Genomic DNA, 19093 nt, shown 5'->3' with positions numbered 1-19093 from the left:
CCGAGGCAAGCTCTCGGAGGCGTACCGAAAGGAACCCGAAAGAGCGACACCCTAGGTTCGACGCCCTTGCCAGGAGGTGACGGTCATGCGTTGTTCTGCTGTTCCCGCTCGCGCTGCCAGTGGGGCTTCCTTCGCAAGCGATGGGCCGCTGGCCTCGATCACCGCGTCCATCGGGACGACGTCCGCAAGCGCGGCGACCCGACGGCTCTGAGGCATGGAAGCATCCTCACCGTCGGTGCTGGCGCGCTCGTCCCGGGGCGGTCGCGATGAGTTCGGCCACGCCTGCCGCGCCGACGCAGGCGCCCCTTGTCCTTTCGCTGCACGCTCACCATGACGTTCACACGCCCATCGAGCAGTCGAGCCGTCGTCCCCAGGGGCGTCGCCTACCGTGAGCGTAGGACGTTTCTGATTCTCCTTGCGCTTTACGGCGTCATTGTTTTCCCGATCCTGCGCGCCGACGAGTACTACAACGACGACATCAAGCGGGCTTTGTTCGGACGGGCGAGTTGGGACTCGAACGGTCGCCCGCTGACCACGTTTCTGATGCGCGCCATGCAGGCGTACGACCATGCCATGGTCGACATCTCCCCGTTGACGCAAATCGGGGCGGTGGCCGTTCTTGCCTGGGCCGGCGCCTTGATCGCCAGGCGCTTTGCGATACGTTCGCCCTGGACGGCTGCGCTGGCGACCCTGCCGCTCGGCGCGCAGCCGTTCTACCTGGGCAACCTTTCCTTCAAGTTCGACGCGCTCAGCATGAGCCTGGCGATACTGCTCGCGCTGGTCCCGGTGGTGCTGGACCAACACACCGTTCGGCGCTGGTGGCTGGGCGTACTCGCCTTGTTCGCGAGCCTCAACTTCTACCAGCCGGCCATCGACGTGTACCTGGTCTTCGCGTTCATGGAAATCGTGCACGCGCAGATCGAGGACGCACCGCCACGCGCCCTCGCGCGGATGGCGCTGTCGCGGTTCCTGCAGATACTGGTGACGATGGCGGCCTACGAGGTGACGGTAGGCATCCACATCAGCGGCTGGGTCAGGAAGGCGGCCACCCCGATCCACGCCGGCCAATGGCGGCAGCTCTATCTGAATTATCTGGATTTCTACCGTTTCGTCGGGACCAGCCTCGACGCACACTGGTGGGTCGCCTACGCCCCGATCCTGCTGCTGTTGGGGCTGACCCCGGTCGTGGTCGGCCTGCGCTATGCAGCCAGACAACGCGCCCAGAACAGCAGCTTGGCGGTAGCGATGTGGACCGCGATCGCGCTACTGGTGCCGGCGATCGCCTCGGTGCTTGCGCTTGGGCCCATGCTGGTGCTGGCTGCGCCTGAAATCACCCCGCGTGTCCTGATGGGGATCGGCGCGCTGCTGGTGATGTCGCTGGTGATCATGCGTGCGTCCTTCGAGAAGTGGGGCCGTTCGCCCCGGTGGTTCGGGGTGGCCGCATGCACACTCGCGCTAGGCATGGCGTCGCTGGCGAGCGCATACGGCAACGCACTGAACGAGCAGAGGCTCTACGAGGCACGCATCGGCGCCCGCCTGGCGGACGACCTGGCCCAATTGAAGGCGAGCCGTGGCATCGATTCGCTTCTCATTGAGGGCTCCGACGGCTATGCGCCGGTAACCGCCCACGTCATCGGGCAGATCCCGCTGGTGCGGTCGCTGATCACGCCGTACATCGCAGGATGGGCGGCCTTCCAGACGGACAGTTTTCTCGACCTCTACGTGCAAGGCATCACCGACCTCAGTGCGCAAGCGGATCCGGCGTCGCTCCAGGCCCATCAACGCTTGCTCGCTCGCCTGGGGCACACCGGCCCGGTGGTGACCACCAGTACGTACAGGCTCTATGTCATCGATCGCACGGCCGTGCTGCGGTTCGACTGACGCGGGAACACGCCGGATCAAGCCGGCGGTCAATCTGGCCCTGATCCGGAACCGGTGCAGTGCCGGCGGTTGCACGGTTGTTACGGACCGTTACGCAGCGTTGCGCGACGGTCGCGGTGCAGTGGCAATGGCTGGCTAGTCTGGGAACGTAAACCGACTTCCCGGAGACCGCCATGCATGCGATCGTCGCCCAGACCCCGGTTCGTTCTGCCTACGCCGCGAGACAGCAACTGATCGCTTCGGCAGGCCCGCTCGACGTGGACCAATTATCCAGGCACGTCCAGATCGCGCGCCGCAAGCTCGCGCCGGGCCAGCATGCCTATCGCGCAGGACAGCCGTTCCATGCCATCTATCTGGTGCATGCGGGCTTCCTGAAGACCTGCGATCTGTCGGAGGACGGACGCGAGCGGGTCACCAGCTTCCACATGCGGGGCGAGCTGGTGGGGGTCGAATCCATCGGGCTGGCCCATTACGCATGCGACGTGGTGGCGCTGGACGACAGCGAGATCTGGGAGCTGCCTTATCCGCCGGTACTGCACGCGTGCCTGCAGATGCCGGAACTGCAAAGCCGGCTGACCGCGGCGCTGGCCGCACAGATCCGCAACGACCGCGCCTGGATGCTGGCGTTGGGCACGCTTACGGCGGAGCAGCGCGTGGCGGCGTTCCTGCTGGACATGGCCGAACGGCACCTGCGGCTGGGCTTCAGCCCACGCCGTTTCCTGCTGCGCATGGGCCGCGCCGACATCGCCAGTTTCCTGGGCCTCAAGCACGAGACCGTGACCCGCGCGCTATCCAGGCTCGACCGGCTCCTGTGCATCGAGGTGCAGCGCCGGGACATCCGCCTGCTCGATACGGATGGCCTGCGTCGCATGGCCGGGCAGGGAGAAGCCATCCATTGACGCGGAGTCAGGCCTGGCGGCCATCCAGGGCTTGTGCCAACGCCTCGCCGAGCTGCTCGACCCGATAGGGCTTGCGTAGCAGCCCGACACCGCTCGGCAGGGCTTGGTCGGCACCCTCGGTGGCGTGCTCGTAGCCCGAGGTCAGCAGCGCGGGCAGCCCTGGGCGCAGGCGCCGCGCCTCGCGCACCAGCTCGAATCCGGTCGTGTCATTGGCCAGGGCCACGTCCGAGAACACCAGGCGGATCCCGTTGTCGCTGCGCAGCAGCGCCAGCGCCTGTGTGGCGTCTGCGGCCTCCAGCGTGTCGTAGCCGAGCGAGTGCAGAAAACGGACGGCGACCTTGCGTACGCCGGGCTCGTCCTCGACCACCAGCACCCGCGCGTGTCCCGGGCTCACGCTGCCGGCGATGCGTGACTCGCCGGCCTCTTCTTCCGGCGGCGCCGTCGGCAGCAGGATCTCCACTCGCGTTCCGCGGCGGGGCTGGCTGCCGATGGCGAGGCGCCCGCCCGATTGCCTGACGAAACCGTAGACCATGCTCAGCCCCAAACCGCTGCCTTTGCCGGCGTCCTTGGTGGTGAAAAAAGGCTCCAGCGCATGGTCGAGCACGTCCTGCGACATGCCGGTGCCGGTGTCTTCGACCAGGAACGCCACGTATTGCCCCGGCGGCAAACCGTCCGCCTCGCCCGCTGCCAGATGGCGCTCGCGGGCACTGATACGAAGCGAGCCGCCCTCGGGCATCGCATCGCGCGCATTGAGCGACAGGTTGACCAGCGCCGTCTCCAGTTCGCCGGGGTCGGCGTAGACCGTGGGAACGTCGGCAGGGCAATCCAGGCTCAGGTGGATTCGGGCGCCGAACGTGCGCATCAACATGTCGCCCACGTCGTCGAAGACCTGTTGCGGCCGCACACCGCAGGGACTGAGCGTGCGGCGGCGCGAGAAGCCCAGCAACTTGCGGGTCAGGTTGATGCAGCGGTCGACCGCACGCGATGCGCTGTCGACCAGTTCGCGGGCATCGGGGGCGTCGCCATACTCGGCTTCGAGCATCTGCAGGTTGCCGGAGACGATCGTCAGCAGATTGTTGAAGTCGTGAGCGATGCCACCGGTGAGCTGGCCCAACGCATCGAGCCGCTGGGCATGCGCAAGCTGCTCCTCGCGGCGACCGCGCTGGACGGCCGCGGCGAGCAGGTTGGCCGCCAGTTGCAGGAAGTGCAGCTGGTCGCTGTCCAGGCCGCCGGGCTCGCGGGTCAACGCAAGCAGCGCGCCGGTCACCTCGTGCTGATCCAGCAGCGCCAGGATGGCTGCGTCGCCAAAGCCATGCGTGGCCAGCACCGCACGCATGGCGGGCAGTTCGTCCTCGGGATCCCGCGTCAGCATCCACGCATCCGTGTGGCGCCTTTGCATCAGGTGCGCGGTCAGATGGTCGGCGGCCAGGGCGTCCGCCAGGGCGTCGACCAGCGCGGGTTCGACGCCGCTGGCCGAACGAATGGGCAAGGCCTTGCCTCCGGGCAGGCCGACCGCCACCGCTACCCCATCGACTTCCAGCGCCTCTGCAATCAACCCGGACACCGCGACGCGCAGCGAGGCATCGCGACCGGACTCGAGGACCAGCCGGCCCAGCTCGGCCAGATAGCCGTCGCGGCGAGCGCGTTCCAGGGCCTGGCGGGCGCGTTGCGTTTCGGAGATGTCCCGTATCGATGCGGCATAAAGGCCGCCGCCAGCCGGTCCCAGCGCGATTTCCACCGGAAAGGCACTGCCATTGCGCCGAACGCCCGTCAGTTCATAGCCTGCGCCCATCGGGCGAACGCGGGGATGAGCCGTGTAGCGCAGGCGATGGATGGCGTGAGCCGCCCGGGCGCTCTCGGGCAGCAAGCTCTCCACCGGCCGCCCGACCAGTTCACCCGGCGGGTAGCCGAACAAGCCGTGCGCCTGCGGGTTCGCCAGCACGATGTCGCCAGCCTGATCGACCACCACCATCGCGTCCGGCGCCATCTCGAAGAGCGTGCGGAACAGGTCTTGATTGCCGACCACCTCGCGGAAAGGCATGGCGCTACTCCCGGCGTACGGTGTCACTGAAGATGTAGCCGGCTCCGCGCACGGATTTGATGAGCGTGGGCGTCGCCGGGTCCGTCTCGATCTTCCGCCGCAGGCGCCCGATTTGAACGTCGACGGCGCGGTCGTAAGGGCCCGAGTCCCTGCCGTAGAGGTGGTTCATCAACTCGTCGCGCGAAAGCACGCGGTTGGCGTGGGTCACCAGGATCCGCAGCAGCCCGTACTCGCCACTGGTCAGCGGCACCGGGTCGCCCGAAGGCGCGGTCAGGGTCCGGCTGTCGAGCTCGAATCGGTAACCCGCGAACCGGTAAACCGCGGGCCGCGATGCCGCCTGCCGGGGACGTTCCCCGGAGCGGCGCAGGACGCTGCGGATGCGCGCGAGCAGCTCGCGCAGCTCGAACGGCTTGGTCACATAGTCGTCGGCGCCCACTTCCAGTCCCACGATGCGGTCGACCGAATCGCCCCGTCCGGTGACGATGATCACCGGGCCATGCCAGTGTTCGTGCAGATGTCGGGTCAGTTCCAGGCCGTCTTCGCCAGGCAGGCCCAGATCCAGCAGCACCAGGTCGATGGTGTCGGTCGCAAGCAGCGAGAGCATGTCGCTGCCGTTGCCGACCATGCTGATCCGGAAGCCCTGCGCGGAGAGATAGCGCTTGAGCAGCGCCGCGACCTCGGTGTCGTCGTCGACCACCAGCAGGTGCGCCTGCCGGAGCGGCACCCCTTGCTTGTCAGTGTCCTGTGCTGACACGGAAGCCCCCATCGGATGAGGGAGCGGCGTTCGGGTTCCCGCCGGGAACGATAGGCCGCCTCGGTTCGTTCGGCCAAAACCACCTGCTTATATCAAGAAACGCCCAAAGTCCGCGCGAAGCGGACCAAGGATGCTGCCGTTTCGTGCCAGAGCCCGTTGCGGGATTCGAACTCGAAAAGGCGGGTAGGCCGGCGGCACGGGCCAATTGATCCTGGTCAATTGGCGGGGGGCGGAACGACCGATGCTTTGGGCGGCACCCGCCGACGAGGAGGCGCCATGCGTGCTATCGACATCGGTACCCGACGCGTGATCCAGGCCGACGCATCCACGACGGTGGCCGAGGCCGCCGGCATCATGCGCCGGCATCAAGCCGGTTGCCTGGTGGTGACTCGCGAAGAGCACGGCCAGGCGCGCCCCGTCGGCATCGTGACCGACCGCGACCTGGTGATGCGCGGCATCGCCGCGCACATCGATCCGGCGACGACCCCGCTTGAATGCATGATGTCCACGCCGCTGGCGCGCTGCCATCCGGAAGCGGCCATCGACGAGATCATCGAGACCCTGCAACAGCGTGGGGTGCGGCGGCTCCCGCTGGTCGACGCCGATGGAACGCTGGTCGGCATCGTCAGCACGGACGACGTGCTGGTGGCCCTCGCCACGCTGGCTGACCGGATCAACCAGACGCTCAACGTCCAGCCGATGCTGGACCGCGCCTATCTCTAGGAAGACCGTGACCGCGAGCGAGGGACGGTTCCGGACGATTGATCGAGGTCAACACCCCTCCGCTTGCTTGGTGAGATGTTCGTCGCCGGCGCTGAGCCATGGGAGTTCCGTCATGCGATCCAGCCGCACCTGCCCGCTTTGGATCCGCCACTGCTTGGAGAACCTGTGGCTGGCCCTGCTGCTATTGCCCTGGCACGCAAGCGCCGTTCCCTCCTACGCGAGGCAAACGGGGCAGCCATGCACGGCCTGCCACGTAGGCGGATTCGGTCCGCAGCTGACTGCCTTCGGCCGCCAGTTCAAGTTGCTCGGCTACACGCTGCAGGCCGCGAACGGGGCGGACGTGCCGCTGTCCGCCATGCTGGTGGAATCCTTCACCCACACCAGCAAGGCCCAGGCGGAGGTGCCGGCCAAGGGGTTCTCGCGCAACGACAACCTCGAGCTGCAGCAGGTGTCCGCGTTCCTCGCCGGACGCCTGACCGAACATCTGGGCGTGTTCGCGCAGGCCACCTATTCGGAGAACGGCGGCCTGCTCGGCTGGGACAACATCGACCTGCGCTATGCACGTACCTTCACCGGCCCGCACCACGGCGGCATCTGGGGCATTTCGCTCAACAACAACCCGACGGTGACCGACGTCTTCAACACCGCGCCCGCCTGGCAATACCCCTACATGGCCGCGGATCTCGCGCCGGGCGCGCCTGCCCAGCCCGTCCTCTTCGGCGCGCTCGGTAGGCAGGTGGTCGGCTTGAACGGCTATGTGCAGATCGACGGTGCCCTGTATGCGGAAGCGGGTGTCTACCGCTCGCTGTCACCCTCCTTCCTGCGCAGGGTCAACGCCGACTATGGCGGGCGCCTCGGTGGCATCACGCCCTATGGGCGGCTGGCCTATACCTGGAACCTGCCGGCGGGGAGCTTCACGCTGGGCGGTTTCGCGCTCGACGTCAAACGCGGTCTGACCACCACCAATGCCGCCGGAGAGACGGTCGCCCTGGCGGGTCCGCAGGACCGCTTCCACGACCTGGGCATCGACGCAAGCTACCAGCGCATCGGGGGCGATCACATGCTGACCGCGAACGTGCTGTACGTGCGCGAGCGCCAGCGGTTGGACGCCACCTTTGCGGCCGACGGCGCCGAGCACCTCCACGGCACGCTTTCGACGTGGCAGGCCAACGCCAGCTACTGGTATCGCCAGACCTGGGGTGCCACCTTGGCCTGGTTCGCCGCCGACGGCAGCCGCGACGGGCTGTTGTACGCGCCCTCGGGACGACCGGACACGCGTGGTGCGAGCCTGGAACTGGACTGGAATCCGTTCGGCCGCGCCGACTCCTGGCTGCAGCCTTGGGTGAATCTGCGGTTGGGGGCGCAGTACACGCAATACATGCGGTTTGCCGGTCGCGTGCACAACATCGACGGCGCCGGACGCAGTGCGCGCGACAACGACAGCTTGTTCGTCTTCGTGTGGCTGGCGATCTGAGTCTTGGACAGGCCACTGGAGGAGGGCGCGAGCAACGAGCGCGCATAGAGACATGCGCAGGCGACGCCGTCTGCCGTTGACCGCGATGGAACCGATCCGTCGTGGACACGGCTTGGCCACCGAGTGCCTTTGGGGGCAGGGTGGTTTCGCCCGATGCGACGATGCACGTGCGGGCTTCGTACGCACGCACGGTTACCCGCTGGGCGGCCGGCCGTCCGTTCCGTGGACGCCACTGGCCGGGCTGTTCGGCTTCGTGCCGCTACCTCCGGAGTTCTTCGCGTTCCAGGCGCTGGCGACCGCGAGTTATTCGCTGCTCGCGCGGTTGCTCAAGTGGCGCTTCATGCGCGCCGGGCAGCGCGCGAAGCCTGGCGGGCATAGCTGCGCGTAGATTCCAGCGGAACGCTGCGCAAGATTGCGCGGCAGAGTCCCTTCACGACGTCGCGCTGCACATCTCCCGGGCGGTTGATGTGCATCAAACCCGCGCGCCTCCATCGACCTAGGTTGCCGTTGCGCGCCTCGTGCACGCAATCACAAGGGCTGCGGCGACGACTTGCCGGCAGCCAAGCAATCTGTGGAGGAACGCGATGATCAACCGCAGACAATTCCTGCAGGCCTCGGCTTCCCTCGCCCTGGTACCCATGCTTCCCCGAAGCGTGCTCAAGGCCACGACCACGTTGCGCACGCGACCGTCATGGTCGAGTTTCCGCAAGAGCACCTTGTACCCAGCCTTCCTCCGGGCGGTCAGTACGATGCGTGCCAACACGAACACGGCCAGTCCGGCGAGTTGGGGCTACTGGGTCGGCGTGCACGGTCACTACTGCCCGCACGGCAAACCCTATTTCCTCGCCTGGCACCGGGGCTTCCTGGTGCGTTTCGAGGCACAGCTGCGCAAGGCCGCGGCAAACAGCGCGCTGGTGCTGCCTTACTGGGACTACTACAACGAGCCGATCCTGCCGACCGAGTTCCAGAATCCCGCCTCGCCGCTCTATCTGGCCGGCCGAACGGGCAAGGATGTGTCCCGCGCGCTGAGCCTCACCGCGTTCGGCGGCAGCCTGACCAACTTCCCCCGCGGAACGACCAATGCCTTCGAGCCGGCGGTGGAGAGCGCCCCCCACAACCCCGTGCACAACCTGATCGGCGGCGCCATGGACAACGTTTCCATCTCCCCGCGCGACCCGATCTTCTGGCTGCACCATGGCAATATCGATCGTCTGTGGGACGCGTGGGTGCGCGCGGGCGCCGGTCGCCACATGCCGTCGACCACCTCCAGCTACTGGTCCGGCTCGTTCATCTACGGAGCGGCCGTTGCCGGGATGCCGCGGGTCGATACTCGTTCGCCCGGCATCCTGGGTTACCGCTACGACGCATCGGTTCTGCCATCGAGCCAGCTGGGCCTGCAGGCATATGCCGCGCAGCTTGCATCCCTATCGGACGCCGTGGTCGCGCCCCTGCCGGCGCAGGGGGCGTCATTGGGCGGCACCGGCGGCCTGGTGCTCGGGTCTCGATCGGCGCGCGTGCGCATCGCGCTCAGCAGGGAAGGGCGCGACCGTGTGCGCAGCCTGGTCATCGGCGTTTCGCAGACGACCGGCAATGCGCTCCGCGTGGTACTGGACGGCATCACCCTCACCCCGGCGGGCGAACGGGGCGGCTACTTCTACAAGATCCTGCTGAACCTGCCAGGCCGGGGCCTGGCACAACCGGAGCAGGACTATCTGGTCGGCATGCTCGGGCCCTTCGAGGTCAGCGCGGCCCGGCACGCGCAAGCTATGGCCCATGGCGGCAACGTGATGGCCATGCACGGACCGGCAAGGATCACCTTGCCCGCACAGCAGGCGCTGAGCCGGATCTGGCCTGCGCCGCTGGACGAGCTCACGCTCAGCTTCGTTCGGGAGGAGACTGAAGGCGCTCCACAGGCCGATGCCATCCGGGTCGACCGCCTGTGGGTGGAGGCCGATTGAACCGGTGGACCTTGCAGCGCAGAGGGACCTGCGCTGCAAGGGACCGTTGCGCTTGGTGTTGCATCGACGCAGCCGCACGCGACTGCGACCCTGCGCAGGGCGGTGCTCAGTGCACGAGCCGCTTGTCACCGTACTGACAATTCGTTGCAACAGCCGGCGATAAAGCAGTCGAGACAATCAGCCTCACTGACGCCACCCCCAGGCGGCATCCCAGCGCGAGCGGTCACATGCATCTGCGGAGGTTATCCCTGCGTTCCACTTCCCTGCGGGCGCGATTGCTGGTCCGGCTGATCGGCTCGGTCATGCTCGTGCTTCTGCTCGGCGGCATCGCAGCCGCTCAGCTTGCCCGCGCCGACCGGCGATTGCAGCAGGTGGTGGGCGAGACGCTAACGCCCGTGGCAGCGGTAGGGCGCATCCAGAGCGACTACGACGATTTGATGCAGGCGCTGCTTCATGCCGTGCTTACGCAATTGCCCTCCGCCGCCGATGATGCGACCACGGCGGTGAATAGGGATCGCAGTAGCGCGGCGCGTGCCTGGAAGACCCTTGCCGACAGTGACTTTGGCCGCGCTCAGTCACAGACGCTGGCGCTGGCGGAACGTCATCGCGCCGATACAGACGCGCTCATCGACGAAGTCATGGGTCTCCTCAAGAGTGGGGACTTCACGATGGCCCAGTTGAAAGTCTCGGGCGACCTGCAGCCAGCGTTGATTCCCCTGAAGACCGATTACGCGAACCTCTTCGACAAGGCCCTGGACAAGGGCTCGAGCGAAGCCGCGAGCCAGCATCGGGATAACCAGCGTGCACTTGCCATGCTCGCGGGCCTGCTGAGCCTCATGCTCCTGCTGACCGTGGGTGCGGATTGGATGGTCTTGCGCTCCATTGGCCGCGGGCTGACCAAGGCCATGGAGGTCGCCTCGACCATCGCGCGCGGGCGGCTGGGAAATGACATCGGGGGAAGCGAGGCGAAGGAGATCGATCGACTGCTGGGCGCGCTGGCGGGTATGGACGCCCAGCTTGGTACGGTCGTCGCCAAGGTCCGCGAACGCGCAGCCACCGTCGAGCAGGCGGCCCTGGCTATCGCCGGAGGCAACGAAGCGCTCAGTGATCGCACCCAGGCCCAATGCGGCTATCTGGACAGAACCACGGTCTCCCTTCAGCGCATGAAAGCGGGTCTGCATGCGGACATGGCACATGCGGTGGAAGCCGAGCGAGCTGCCCTCGACGCTCGTGAGCTTTCCGAGCGTGGCCGCGAGGCGGTCGCTTCGGCGGTCGGATCCATGCAGGCGATCGAACTGGCGGGCCGCCGCATGGGCGAAATCCTCGACCTGATCGACCGGGTCGCCTTCCAGACACGGTTGCTGGCCCTCAACGCAGCAGTCGAAGCTGCCCACGCCGGTGAGCGCGGTCGTGGATTCAAGGTGGTGGCTGATGAAGTGCGGCAGCTCGCCGGCCGCTGCAGTGAGGGCGCGCGCAGTATCCGTTCGTTGATTGAAGAGAGCGAGCGGGCGGTCGCCGAGGGAACGCTCCAGGTTCGGGGGAGCGGTGAGGTACTCGGCGATATCGCCTCGTCGGTCGATCGACTGGCCGGTATGGTTGCGGCGATGGCGAAGACAAGTCGTGGGAACGCACACGACGTAGGCGTCTTGGTCGAAACGGCCGAGCACATGCGTGCGACGACCCAGGAAAACGCGGTACTCGGCGAGCAGGCGGCCGTGGCGAGCCAGAGCCTGACCGGGAGCGCGCATACGCTGCTGGAGGTAGTCGGCTTTTTCTCCCTGACCGGCGAGCGCGTCGACACCCGACAACAAGACCGACTGCGCCAGGACGACATCGCGGCCGTCGCCACGCCGTTGCTCGCGTGAGTCGCGATCATTCGTGATGTCATCCGACCAAAACGTTCTGGCCCGACCCAGCGAACTGCTCGATCAAGCCCTGCAGCCGGCAGGTTTGCGCCCGGTGTTCCAGCCCATCGTCCACCTGGGGTCGCTGGAAATCGTGGCGCATGAAGGTCTGAGCCGACCGACGGTCGGCCCGGGCGTGACTATGCCGCACCTGCTGGACGAGGCACGCAAGCTCGGGCGCCTGGCGGAACTTGAACTGCACGCCGTACGAACCATCTGTTCCACGTTTGCAGCGCGGGGCGAGTCAGGGCGTCTATTGGTCAACTTGAGCGCGCAAGCCATCCTGCAGGGTGGGTTGCGCCCGGAACAGGTGCGCGCGGCGCTGTCTGCCCCGGGCCTGGATTTGGCACGGATCACGCTGGAGCTGACCGAGCGCGACATCGTGGACAACCCCGATGAACTCGCCGCTTCGATCGCCCACCTGCGCGCGCGAGGCGTCCGCGTCGCAATGGACGATTTTGGCAACGGCCATTCGAACTTTCAGATGTGGAATGAGGTTCGTCCGGATGTGGTCAAGATCGACCGCTACCTGGTGAGTGGCCTGGCGACGAGTGCCGAACGGCTGGCGATCGTGCAGGCCTTGTGCCGGGTGGCCGAGACACTCGGCGCCGAACTGATCGGAGAGGGCGTGGAGGAGCCGGCTGATCTTCGCATGCTCTGCCAGCTCGGTATCCCATACGCGCAAGGCTATTTGCTGGGCCGTCCGGCGGCAGAGCCCGCAACCCGGGTCTCCGAAGCGGCCCACGTCGCGCTACGGGGTCAGCGTGTTCAGGTGCCACCACGACACAAGGGACCGCTCATGCAACACGCGGTCAAAGCCGAACATCTGATGATTCCCGCGCCAGCCCTGACTCCGGCGAACACCGTGGCCGAGGTCGAGCGCCTGTTCGCGCAACACCCGCACCTGCACGCGTTGGCGGTGACGATCGACCGGCAGCCGGTCGGCCTGATCAATCGGCGCGAGTTCACCGAGCGTATGGCCAAGCCCTTTACCCGGGAACTGTTCGGCAGGCGTTCGTGCGCGCTTTTCATGAACGAGCAACCGCTGTTGTGCGAGGCGCAGCGGAGCCTCGACAGCATGGCCGAGATCCTGCGCGGGGAGGATCAGCGTTACCTGGCCGACGGCTTCGTGGTGACCCGTGAAGGCCGCTACCTTGGCCTGGGGACGGGCGAGTCCCTGGTACGCCGGGTCACCGAACTGCGCATCGATGCAGCTCCACACGCCAATCCACTGACCTTGCTGCCGGGAAATATCCCGGTCACGGAGCATTTGGGCCGCCTGCTGGGGAGCGCGGTACCGTTTGTCGCGGCTTACGTGGACCTGAGCGACTTCAAGCCTTTCAATGACCTCTACGGGTACTTCCGTGGGGACGGGATGATTCAATTGCTCGCCGACATCCTGACCGAGCATGTGGATGCGCATGCCGACTTCGTGGGCCACATCGGCGGCGACGATTTCCTCCTGCTCATGCAAAGTGCGACCTGGCACGAACGCTGCCACCGCATGATCGAGGCGTTCACCCAGCGCTCGCGTGCCCTGTTCGACCCGCAACATCTGAGTCGCGGCCAGTTGCAGGCCAAGGATCGCCACGGCATGTGGCAGACCTTCCCTTTGACTTCCGTGACCATCGGAGCGGTGGCACTGGCGCCGCCTTTTCCCACACGTGTAGAGCTCATAGCCCGCCTCGCGGCCCGGGCCAAGCGGCGCGCGCGACGCCAAGGGGTGCCCATGCACGTGATCCACACCGGCGGTTGGTTGCCGCTGGAGCGGGTGGATGGCTTGCCGGCGTGAGGTTTCGTTCGATCGAGCGAACGGGATCGAGCGTCTCACTGGCGAAAGTTCGATCGCCGGTGCAGGCGGGCTAGGGCGAGCTCGGCTCGTTTTGGACAGAGTTGTATTCGCCGAATTTGGGGCGGGTGAGACAGTGGAAGATATCCCCATCTCGCATGGCCATTACAAAAGGTGTGGATCGTTCCTCGGCCTTTCACCGCGCCGTCGACATCCGACTTCCCCTAGCCGGCCATGAGGGCAGGGTGGGCGCGGCCCGGTCGCTCCGAAGAGCGCCTGCTGGTGTACCGAAGGCGACGCAACTATGGTGGACGTCCTTCCGGACTGAGGAAATCGCGATGTCGTCAAGAACGGCTTCGGAACTCGCGGAAAAAATGCGGGCCACGGTGCGCAGGGAGTGTGCGGCAATTCTTCTTGCGCTCGCCTCGCGACATCGTATTCACCTGTCCATCCACCGCGCCAGGAAGGCGATCCGGCGCCTTCGCGCGTTGCTGTTACTGGTGGACTGTCGCTTGGCGGAGGCTGCGGCGATTGATCGGGTGCTGGAGCGCCTGGGTGACAGCCTTTCGACGCTCCGCGATGCGCACGTCATAGTCGTCACCGCTGAAACCCTCGCCGCCAGGGACACGTCGAAACAATGGGGGCCTGCGATCGATCGTCTCGTGCAACGGCGCGATGCGCTGTTTCAACGGACGCTCGCGCGAGATATCGACTTCCACCGTAGGCGCGCCGGGGTCGAGCGTGTCGCACGGCAACTGGATGACATGGCTTGGGATCGGGTCAAGCCGACAGATATCCAGCAGAGGCTTGCGCACAGTTCTCAACGTGTGGCCAAGGCGGAAGCACGCGCGAAGGCCGATCCGACACCGCAAAACCTGCACCGTTGGCGCCGGCGCGTGCGTAAGCTGCGAATGCAGATAGAAGCCCTTTCCGAGATAGAGCCCGAAATAGTCCAGAAGGCAGTGAAGGAGTCCGCGAGCAAGAAGCTCAAGGACCTGCACAGGCTCAGCGACCAACTGGGCGCACTTCGTGACGGACAGATGCTACGTAATGTGCTGCGGCGAATGAGCGATCTGCCGCATTACGGACAAATAGCACTGCAGCTTCGCGAGCACCTCGCGCAGCATGAGTCGAAGCTAGTCAAACGCGCGGGAGTAGCCCTTGACCGGTAGCCGGTTGTGCAGGCCACGAATTATCGCCTCCGGTATGACGGCGTTCGTGGCTGTGTTCGTTGCTGTCTCAGCCGCCAGGCTTTGGCGGTACGCGCGGCGGGGGCTACCCACCGAAAGTTCTTCATCACGCACCGGTGGCCTCACCAAGTCTATACGCCACGCTTTAGGCGGTTGGTGGCTCGCTTCCGGGCGTGGTCACCTTCACTTTGGCGGACCATTCCTCGCCATGCGGGCTTTCATACGTGCGCCCATGAAGTTTGAGGAGATCAACTTGAAAAGCAGCGCCTAACCGTCTACGGAATCGGAGGCGTACCACCCGATTCGATGCCAGAGAGTGAACGGTCACGTTTTGAAGGAGGAATGCCATGGCGTCTGATTCACATCACCCGCTGCTGTATGTCGCGCTGACCAAGTTGCGCCCCACTCAGGTCACCGTAGGCAAGGCGGAGGTAGCTGCCAAACGCGCTGCATGGAAAAAAATCGGCCGGAAGAAGCGGGCAGAGCTCCTTCAGACGCACTGTTTCCCAGGTGTGCTCGGGCCCAAGCAGCGGGTGTATATCGTCGATCATCATCATCTCGGCTTGGCCCTGATGGAGGAGGCGGTAAAAAGCGTGCCGGTGGTGGTGCAGCGAGACTTTTCGTGGCTGGAGCAGGATGTGTTCTGGCGCACCATGGAGTTCAACCGATGGGCACACCCTTACGACCAGCACGGTCACCGGGTGGACTACACCGTCATCCCGGGCAGCCTCGGCGAGATGGTCGACGATCCGTTCCGCACCCTTGCGACGCGAGTGCGTGTGGCCGGCGGATATGCCAAGGACGCGATGCCGTACTCCGAATTCCTGTGGGCGGACTTCTATCGTCGTCAACTCAAGCTGCCCGCAGGTAAGATCAGTGCGAAAGTGATGCAGGAGGCGCTGCTGCTGGCGCACAGCCACGCCACGGCCTACCTGCCTGGCTGGACCGGCACGATCGAGTGAGGAGTGGCCGCAATGGCGAAGCCGGCTCCCTACTTGGCGGCGGACCTGTTGGCCGGCTTATCGATCGCCGGTCTGCTGGTACCTGAGGCCGTAGCCTATTCGGGTATTGCCGGATTGTCCCCGCAGGCGGGTATGGCGGCCTTGTTCGTCGGTTTGCTTTGCTACGGGGTGCTCGGCCGCAGTCGCTACGCCATCGTCTCGGCCACTTCGTGAGGGTTGGCAGGGATACGACCAAAAAGCGGCAATTTCGCTTGTAAGCGGTTGAATACAGGTAGATTAGCTTTTGACGGCGGCGACGGGCGACCATAAGGAGGTGCGCGGAATTACCACCCCTGCCCAGTTAATGTCAGGCTGTTTGACTCGTAGTGTTCTGGGCACGCCGCAACTTGAGCCAATGACAGGGAAGCTGCAATAAGAGGCCGAAAAAGCGTTCAACATGTTGTTGCAGCAAAGAAATTCGGCGGCCTCCAGTGCGCCGAAATCGCGTAGCCCTACTCGTGTGCCCAGTATCCGGTAAGGGAGGAGACACTTTCCGGCCCGGGAGCCCAACCCAAAAGCGGCAATCGCGCCCGTAAGCAGCCGTCGGCCACTCAACAATGTGGAGATAGTGGTGCCCCCGGCAGGATTCGAACCTGCGTAAGCGGCTTATCTGGCCGCTGCCTCAACCGGGTATAAGCCGGTCGCCTTAACCACTCGGCCACGGGGGCGAACGAACGCACGATCCGCGCTTATTACGCGGTGCGATATTCGTTCGCGGTGGACTGAAAGAGTGATCATGGGCGCCATGCTAGCAGTTGCTGAGATCTGCCGGGGAGCGGTTACCTGGCCACGGCACGACATCGATGGTTGGAAGCCTCAACGAGGCTCAGCAACCTGGCGATCGTATCGTCGCCGTAGTCCGTGAGGACCGTGACCCAAAGCGTCGGTAGTGGCTGGGTAAGGTGGGCTGCCGCGTCTCGGTGATACACGCGCCCGATGCGTTTGTCGGATCGCAACTAAGAGCGGTCGCCTACGGTGGCAGAAACGGCGGGACAGCTATCCAGCGGAGCTGGTACAAGCTCCTGCACCGGTACGTGGAGATCATGGTCGATCTCACGCAGTTCATCCTGCATGCTCGCTCTCCCGATCAGTCGTAATCGGTAGCGAGGAGGCTACTGGGGCGTCTGTCGTATAGAGCACGTCATCACCATGTGGTGGCACGCTCCCGAGATAGCTCCCAAGCCACTCGAGAGATGCCTCCCAAGCGTCGCGAGCTGCCTGGGGGTCGGGATCGAAGGGCGTGTTGATGATCACCGAACAGGTAAAGCCAATCATGTGATCGGCCTCCAAAAAGGTCGCCCCCTCCAGCTCCCAATTGAACTGAACCCGTTCCTGAAATTGGCCTTCGTGCAGGGACCGGCAAAAGTGGAAGAACACCGGAAAGTAACTGGCTGCATCGGCAACAACGGAGCGCGAGTTGAATGCAAATTCGACGTAGCCTGAGTAGCGTACGCCGTGTTCACCTTCATCCTTTCCGCTCACGCAACCCACCGTGAAGAGACCCGATGCTGGTGCGTTGATCGCCCGGACGAGCCGATCGAGCGCACGGTCCCGTTTCAGTTCCGGAATCCAGTCGAGGACCTCGGGCTTCCCCTTCGCAAAGCGAAACCCATGGTTGGCATCGCCATCAGCTCGGGGATGCCCGGCTCCGCCATAGGGAATGCCCTTGCCACGCTGACGAATGCTCAGGAAATTGGCATATGGCTTGTTGTCGATCACGGCAGTCCTCCTAGTCGTTAGCTTGCCGGGATGCTTGGTAAAAGCGAACCCCTTGCTCGTAACCCAGAGGCAGCGGTTCCTCCGGGGTATGGCACATGAAGAGCAGTGGCAAGGTCAAGGACGACACCACCGGCTGCGCGGCGACCATGCTGCCACGCGTGATGCGTTCGGCGTCCTTTGAAGGAACCACGAGGGCCACGAGCAGGGAAACGTCTGCCAAGTCCTTTCCCCGGTGCAGTTCCATCAGGTAGCCGGCATGCACCGTAGGCTCCTTGCCCAAGTAGCTCGCAAGCACCTTGACCAAGGTATCCACCGATACGCTCGGGGCCGCAAGGCCCACGGTCTCGCCCGGCGCGGTTTGCTCGGCGACGAAGGCGCCGAGAGGCCGGTCGGTCAGGAGTGCCGCAACTTCCTCGGGATAGAGCACGTAGCCGTCATCGTTCGGATTGAGCATCAGGGTCGCCCCCTGTGTCAGCTCCAACAGCCTGCGCCCGGACATGCTGACGATGCCCACCCGCCCTCTGCCGGCAAATTGGGCCTTGGTCTGATCGCTGAAGAAAGGCAGTACTGTCTGGCCGTTATCCGGACGCACGAACTGAACGAATTGCATTCGTCCAGCCGGCGGAGGTGTGCGAGGCACGTGTGCGTAGACGGTTGCGGCGAGCAGTCCAGCGAGGTGCGGATTCCGCTGGTGGATGAGCACACTTCCGGCGCACTCTGAGCGTCCTGCTGGTGTTGCGCGGATGCCAACTACACCTGCACATCCTTGCTCGTCCTTCCCATTGCTGGGAATCCCGGGATCGCAGTAGCATCAGTCGCTAGGAACGGGGAGGCAGGATGCGTCACTGGCTGATCGCGATGGGCATCACGCTTGCGGCTGGGATATCGCTCCCAAGCCACGCTTCGGCGTCACCCAGCCTCGCCCTCCCCAAAGATCCCAATCTCCGGACGCTTACCGCGCTATTACAACAGCCGGAAGATCGTATTGACCTGGCCGAAGCCGAAGTCGATGTGGAGCGCATGATTGATGCCACCATCAACGGCGCGAGTATCCTCAGAGAACTGGACGCATGGGCCGATCGCGTGCGAGCACGCATCCTCCCCGGCGCGTCCAATATGGACAAATTGATCGCGCTGAACGGTACGTTGTATCAAGCCGGGCCATGGAACGACTACCGCCCTTTTGGTTACGACTTCAATGATCCGCTAGGCACGGATATCCAGAATAAGTTGTTGTCAACGTACCTTCGGACGCGCAAAGGCAACTGTGTTTCCATGCCTCTGCTCTACGTCATTCTCGGCAAGAAGCTCGGCCTAGATATAACACTGGCCACCGCGCCGCTGCACGTGTTTGTGAAGTTTCACAAGGACGACGGCACATGGTTGGATGTCGAAACCACCAGCGGTGGCACGCTGAGTGATGACCGTTACGTTGCCCAATACCACATTCAGCCTCGCGCCTTGCTCACGGGTATCTACCTGCGCCCATTGAGCCGCAAGGAATCCGTGGGTGTGATGATAGGCACTTTGGAAGAATTCTATGCGCACCGCCGTCCTCCTGAATATCAATTGGGGCTGACCGCATTAGCCTTAGCCAACAACGCCAGGGATGTCACATCCTGAATCGCCCAGGGTTTCCTAGACATCTCAGGGCCATGGAAAATGGCCTATTCGGAGGTGTCCATGAGCAGCAAGCGGTATACGGATGAGTTCAAGGTAGAGGCGGTCCGCCAGGTGACGGATCGCGGGTTCAAGGTGGC

At 64.8% G+C, this 19093-nt stretch carries 16 protein-coding genes and 1 tRNA gene; 12 read left to right on the top strand and 5 right to left on the bottom strand.

Annotated elements, in window-relative coordinates:
• Positions 1-330: 330 nt before the first annotated feature.
• Both VGU03_RS10445 and VGU03_RS10440 read left to right on the top strand, forming a co-directional pair.
• Positions 331-1881: a glucosyltransferase domain-containing protein gene (locus tag VGU03_RS10445; RefSeq protein WP_327480325.1), complete on the top strand. Its 1551-nt coding sequence runs from the start codon at positions 331-333 to the stop codon at positions 1879-1881.
• A gap of 257 nt (positions 1882-2138) precedes the next feature.
• A complete protein-coding gene (locus VGU03_RS10440; protein WP_327480324.1) occupies positions 2139-2780 on the top strand; it encodes a Crp/Fnr family transcriptional regulator in 642 nt (213 codons plus the stop codon).
• Between the two features lie 7 nt (positions 2781-2787).
• Here VGU03_RS10440 and VGU03_RS10435 read toward each other — a convergent pair whose 3' ends face one another.
• Together VGU03_RS10435 and VGU03_RS10430 are read right to left on the bottom strand one after the other, a co-directional pair.
• The gene (locus tag VGU03_RS10435; RefSeq protein WP_327480323.1) at positions 2788-4821 is read right to left on the bottom strand and encodes a PAS domain S-box protein; all 2034 of its coding nucleotides are present in this window, start codon (positions 4819-4821) and stop codon (positions 2788-2790) included.
• 4 nt (positions 4822-4825) lie between these two features.
• Positions 4826-5575 carry a response regulator gene (locus VGU03_RS10430; RefSeq protein ID WP_327480322.1) on the bottom strand — a complete coding sequence of 250 codons (750 nt, stop codon included), beginning with the start codon at positions 5573-5575 and terminating at the stop codon, positions 4826-4828.
• Positions 5576-5851: 276 nt separating this feature from the next.
• Here VGU03_RS10430 and VGU03_RS10425 point away from each other — a divergent pair, with 276 nt between their 5' ends.
• The 9 genes from VGU03_RS10425 to VGU03_RS10385 all read left to right on the top strand — a co-directional run bounded on the left by VGU03_RS10425 (position 5852) and on the right by VGU03_RS10385 (position 15788).
• Positions 5852-6298, top strand: coding sequence for a CBS domain-containing protein (locus VGU03_RS10425; RefSeq protein WP_327480321.1), 447 nt, complete (start codon positions 5852-5854; stop codon positions 6296-6298).
• A gap of 112 nt (positions 6299-6410) precedes the next feature.
• Entirely contained in the window at positions 6411-7772 is a 1362-nt protein-coding gene (locus VGU03_RS10420) for a cytochrome C (RefSeq protein ID WP_327480320.1), read from the top strand.
• 52 nt (positions 7773-7824) lie between these two features.
• Positions 7825-8160: a hypothetical protein gene (locus VGU03_RS10415; RefSeq protein WP_327480319.1), complete on the top strand. Its 336-nt coding sequence runs from the start codon at positions 7825-7827 to the stop codon at positions 8158-8160.
• Positions 8161-8356: 196 nt separating this feature from the next.
• Positions 8357-9730, top strand: a complete 1374-nt coding sequence (locus VGU03_RS10410) for a tyrosinase family protein (RefSeq protein WP_327480318.1) — start codon at positions 8357-8359, stop codon at positions 9728-9730.
• Between the two features lie 227 nt (positions 9731-9957).
• Positions 9958-11595, top strand: coding sequence for a methyl-accepting chemotaxis protein (locus VGU03_RS10405; protein ID WP_327480317.1), 1638 nt, complete (start codon positions 9958-9960; stop codon positions 11593-11595).
• A 16-nt stretch (positions 11596-11611) separates the two neighbouring features.
• A complete protein-coding gene (locus VGU03_RS10400) occupies positions 11612-13426 on the top strand; it encodes an EAL domain-containing protein (protein ID WP_327480974.1) in 1815 nt (604 codons plus the stop codon).
• A 335-nt stretch (positions 13427-13761) separates the two neighbouring features.
• Positions 13762-14595 (top strand): CHAD domain-containing protein, encoded by an 834-nt coding sequence (locus VGU03_RS10395; protein ID WP_327480316.1) that lies wholly within the window; start codon positions 13762-13764, stop codon positions 14593-14595.
• A gap of 365 nt (positions 14596-14960) precedes the next feature.
• A complete protein-coding gene (locus VGU03_RS10390; protein ID WP_327480315.1) occupies positions 14961-15575 on the top strand; it encodes a ParB-like protein in 615 nt (204 codons plus the stop codon).
• Positions 15576-15587: 12 nt separating this feature from the next.
• Positions 15588-15788 carry a SulP family inorganic anion transporter gene (locus VGU03_RS10385; protein ID WP_327480314.1) on the top strand — a complete coding sequence of 67 codons (201 nt, stop codon included), beginning with the start codon at positions 15588-15590 and terminating at the stop codon, positions 15786-15788.
• 395 nt (positions 15789-16183) lie between these two features.
• Here VGU03_RS10385 and VGU03_RS10380 read toward each other — a convergent pair.
• From VGU03_RS10380 to VGU03_RS10370, 3 genes are all read right to left on the bottom strand, one after another.
• Positions 16184-16282, bottom strand: a tRNA-Ile gene (locus VGU03_RS10380).
• 394 nt (positions 16283-16676) lie between these two features.
• Positions 16677-17333: a hypothetical protein gene (locus VGU03_RS10375; protein ID WP_327480313.1), complete on the bottom strand. Its 657-nt coding sequence runs from the start codon at positions 17331-17333 to the stop codon at positions 16677-16679.
• Between the two features lie 10 nt (positions 17334-17343).
• Entirely contained in the window at positions 17344-18036 is a 693-nt protein-coding gene (locus VGU03_RS10370; protein WP_327480312.1) for an enhanced serine sensitivity protein SseB C-terminal domain-containing protein, read from the bottom strand.
• 134 nt (positions 18037-18170) lie between these two features.
• Here VGU03_RS10370 and VGU03_RS10365 point away from each other — a divergent pair, with 134 nt between their 5' ends.
• Complete coding sequence (locus VGU03_RS10365; RefSeq protein ID WP_327480311.1) at positions 18171-18956, top strand: transglutaminase family protein; 786 nt, start codon at positions 18171-18173, stop codon at positions 18954-18956.
• Positions 18957-19093: the final 137 nt, after the last annotated feature.

This window comes from Frateuria sp., assembly GCF_035944355.1.
Classification (GTDB): Bacteria; Pseudomonadota; Gammaproteobacteria; order Xanthomonadales; family Rhodanobacteraceae; genus Frateuria_A.
The sequence above is the reverse complement of the archived record's forward strand: the minus strand, read 5'-3'. Positions and strand labels throughout refer to the sequence as shown.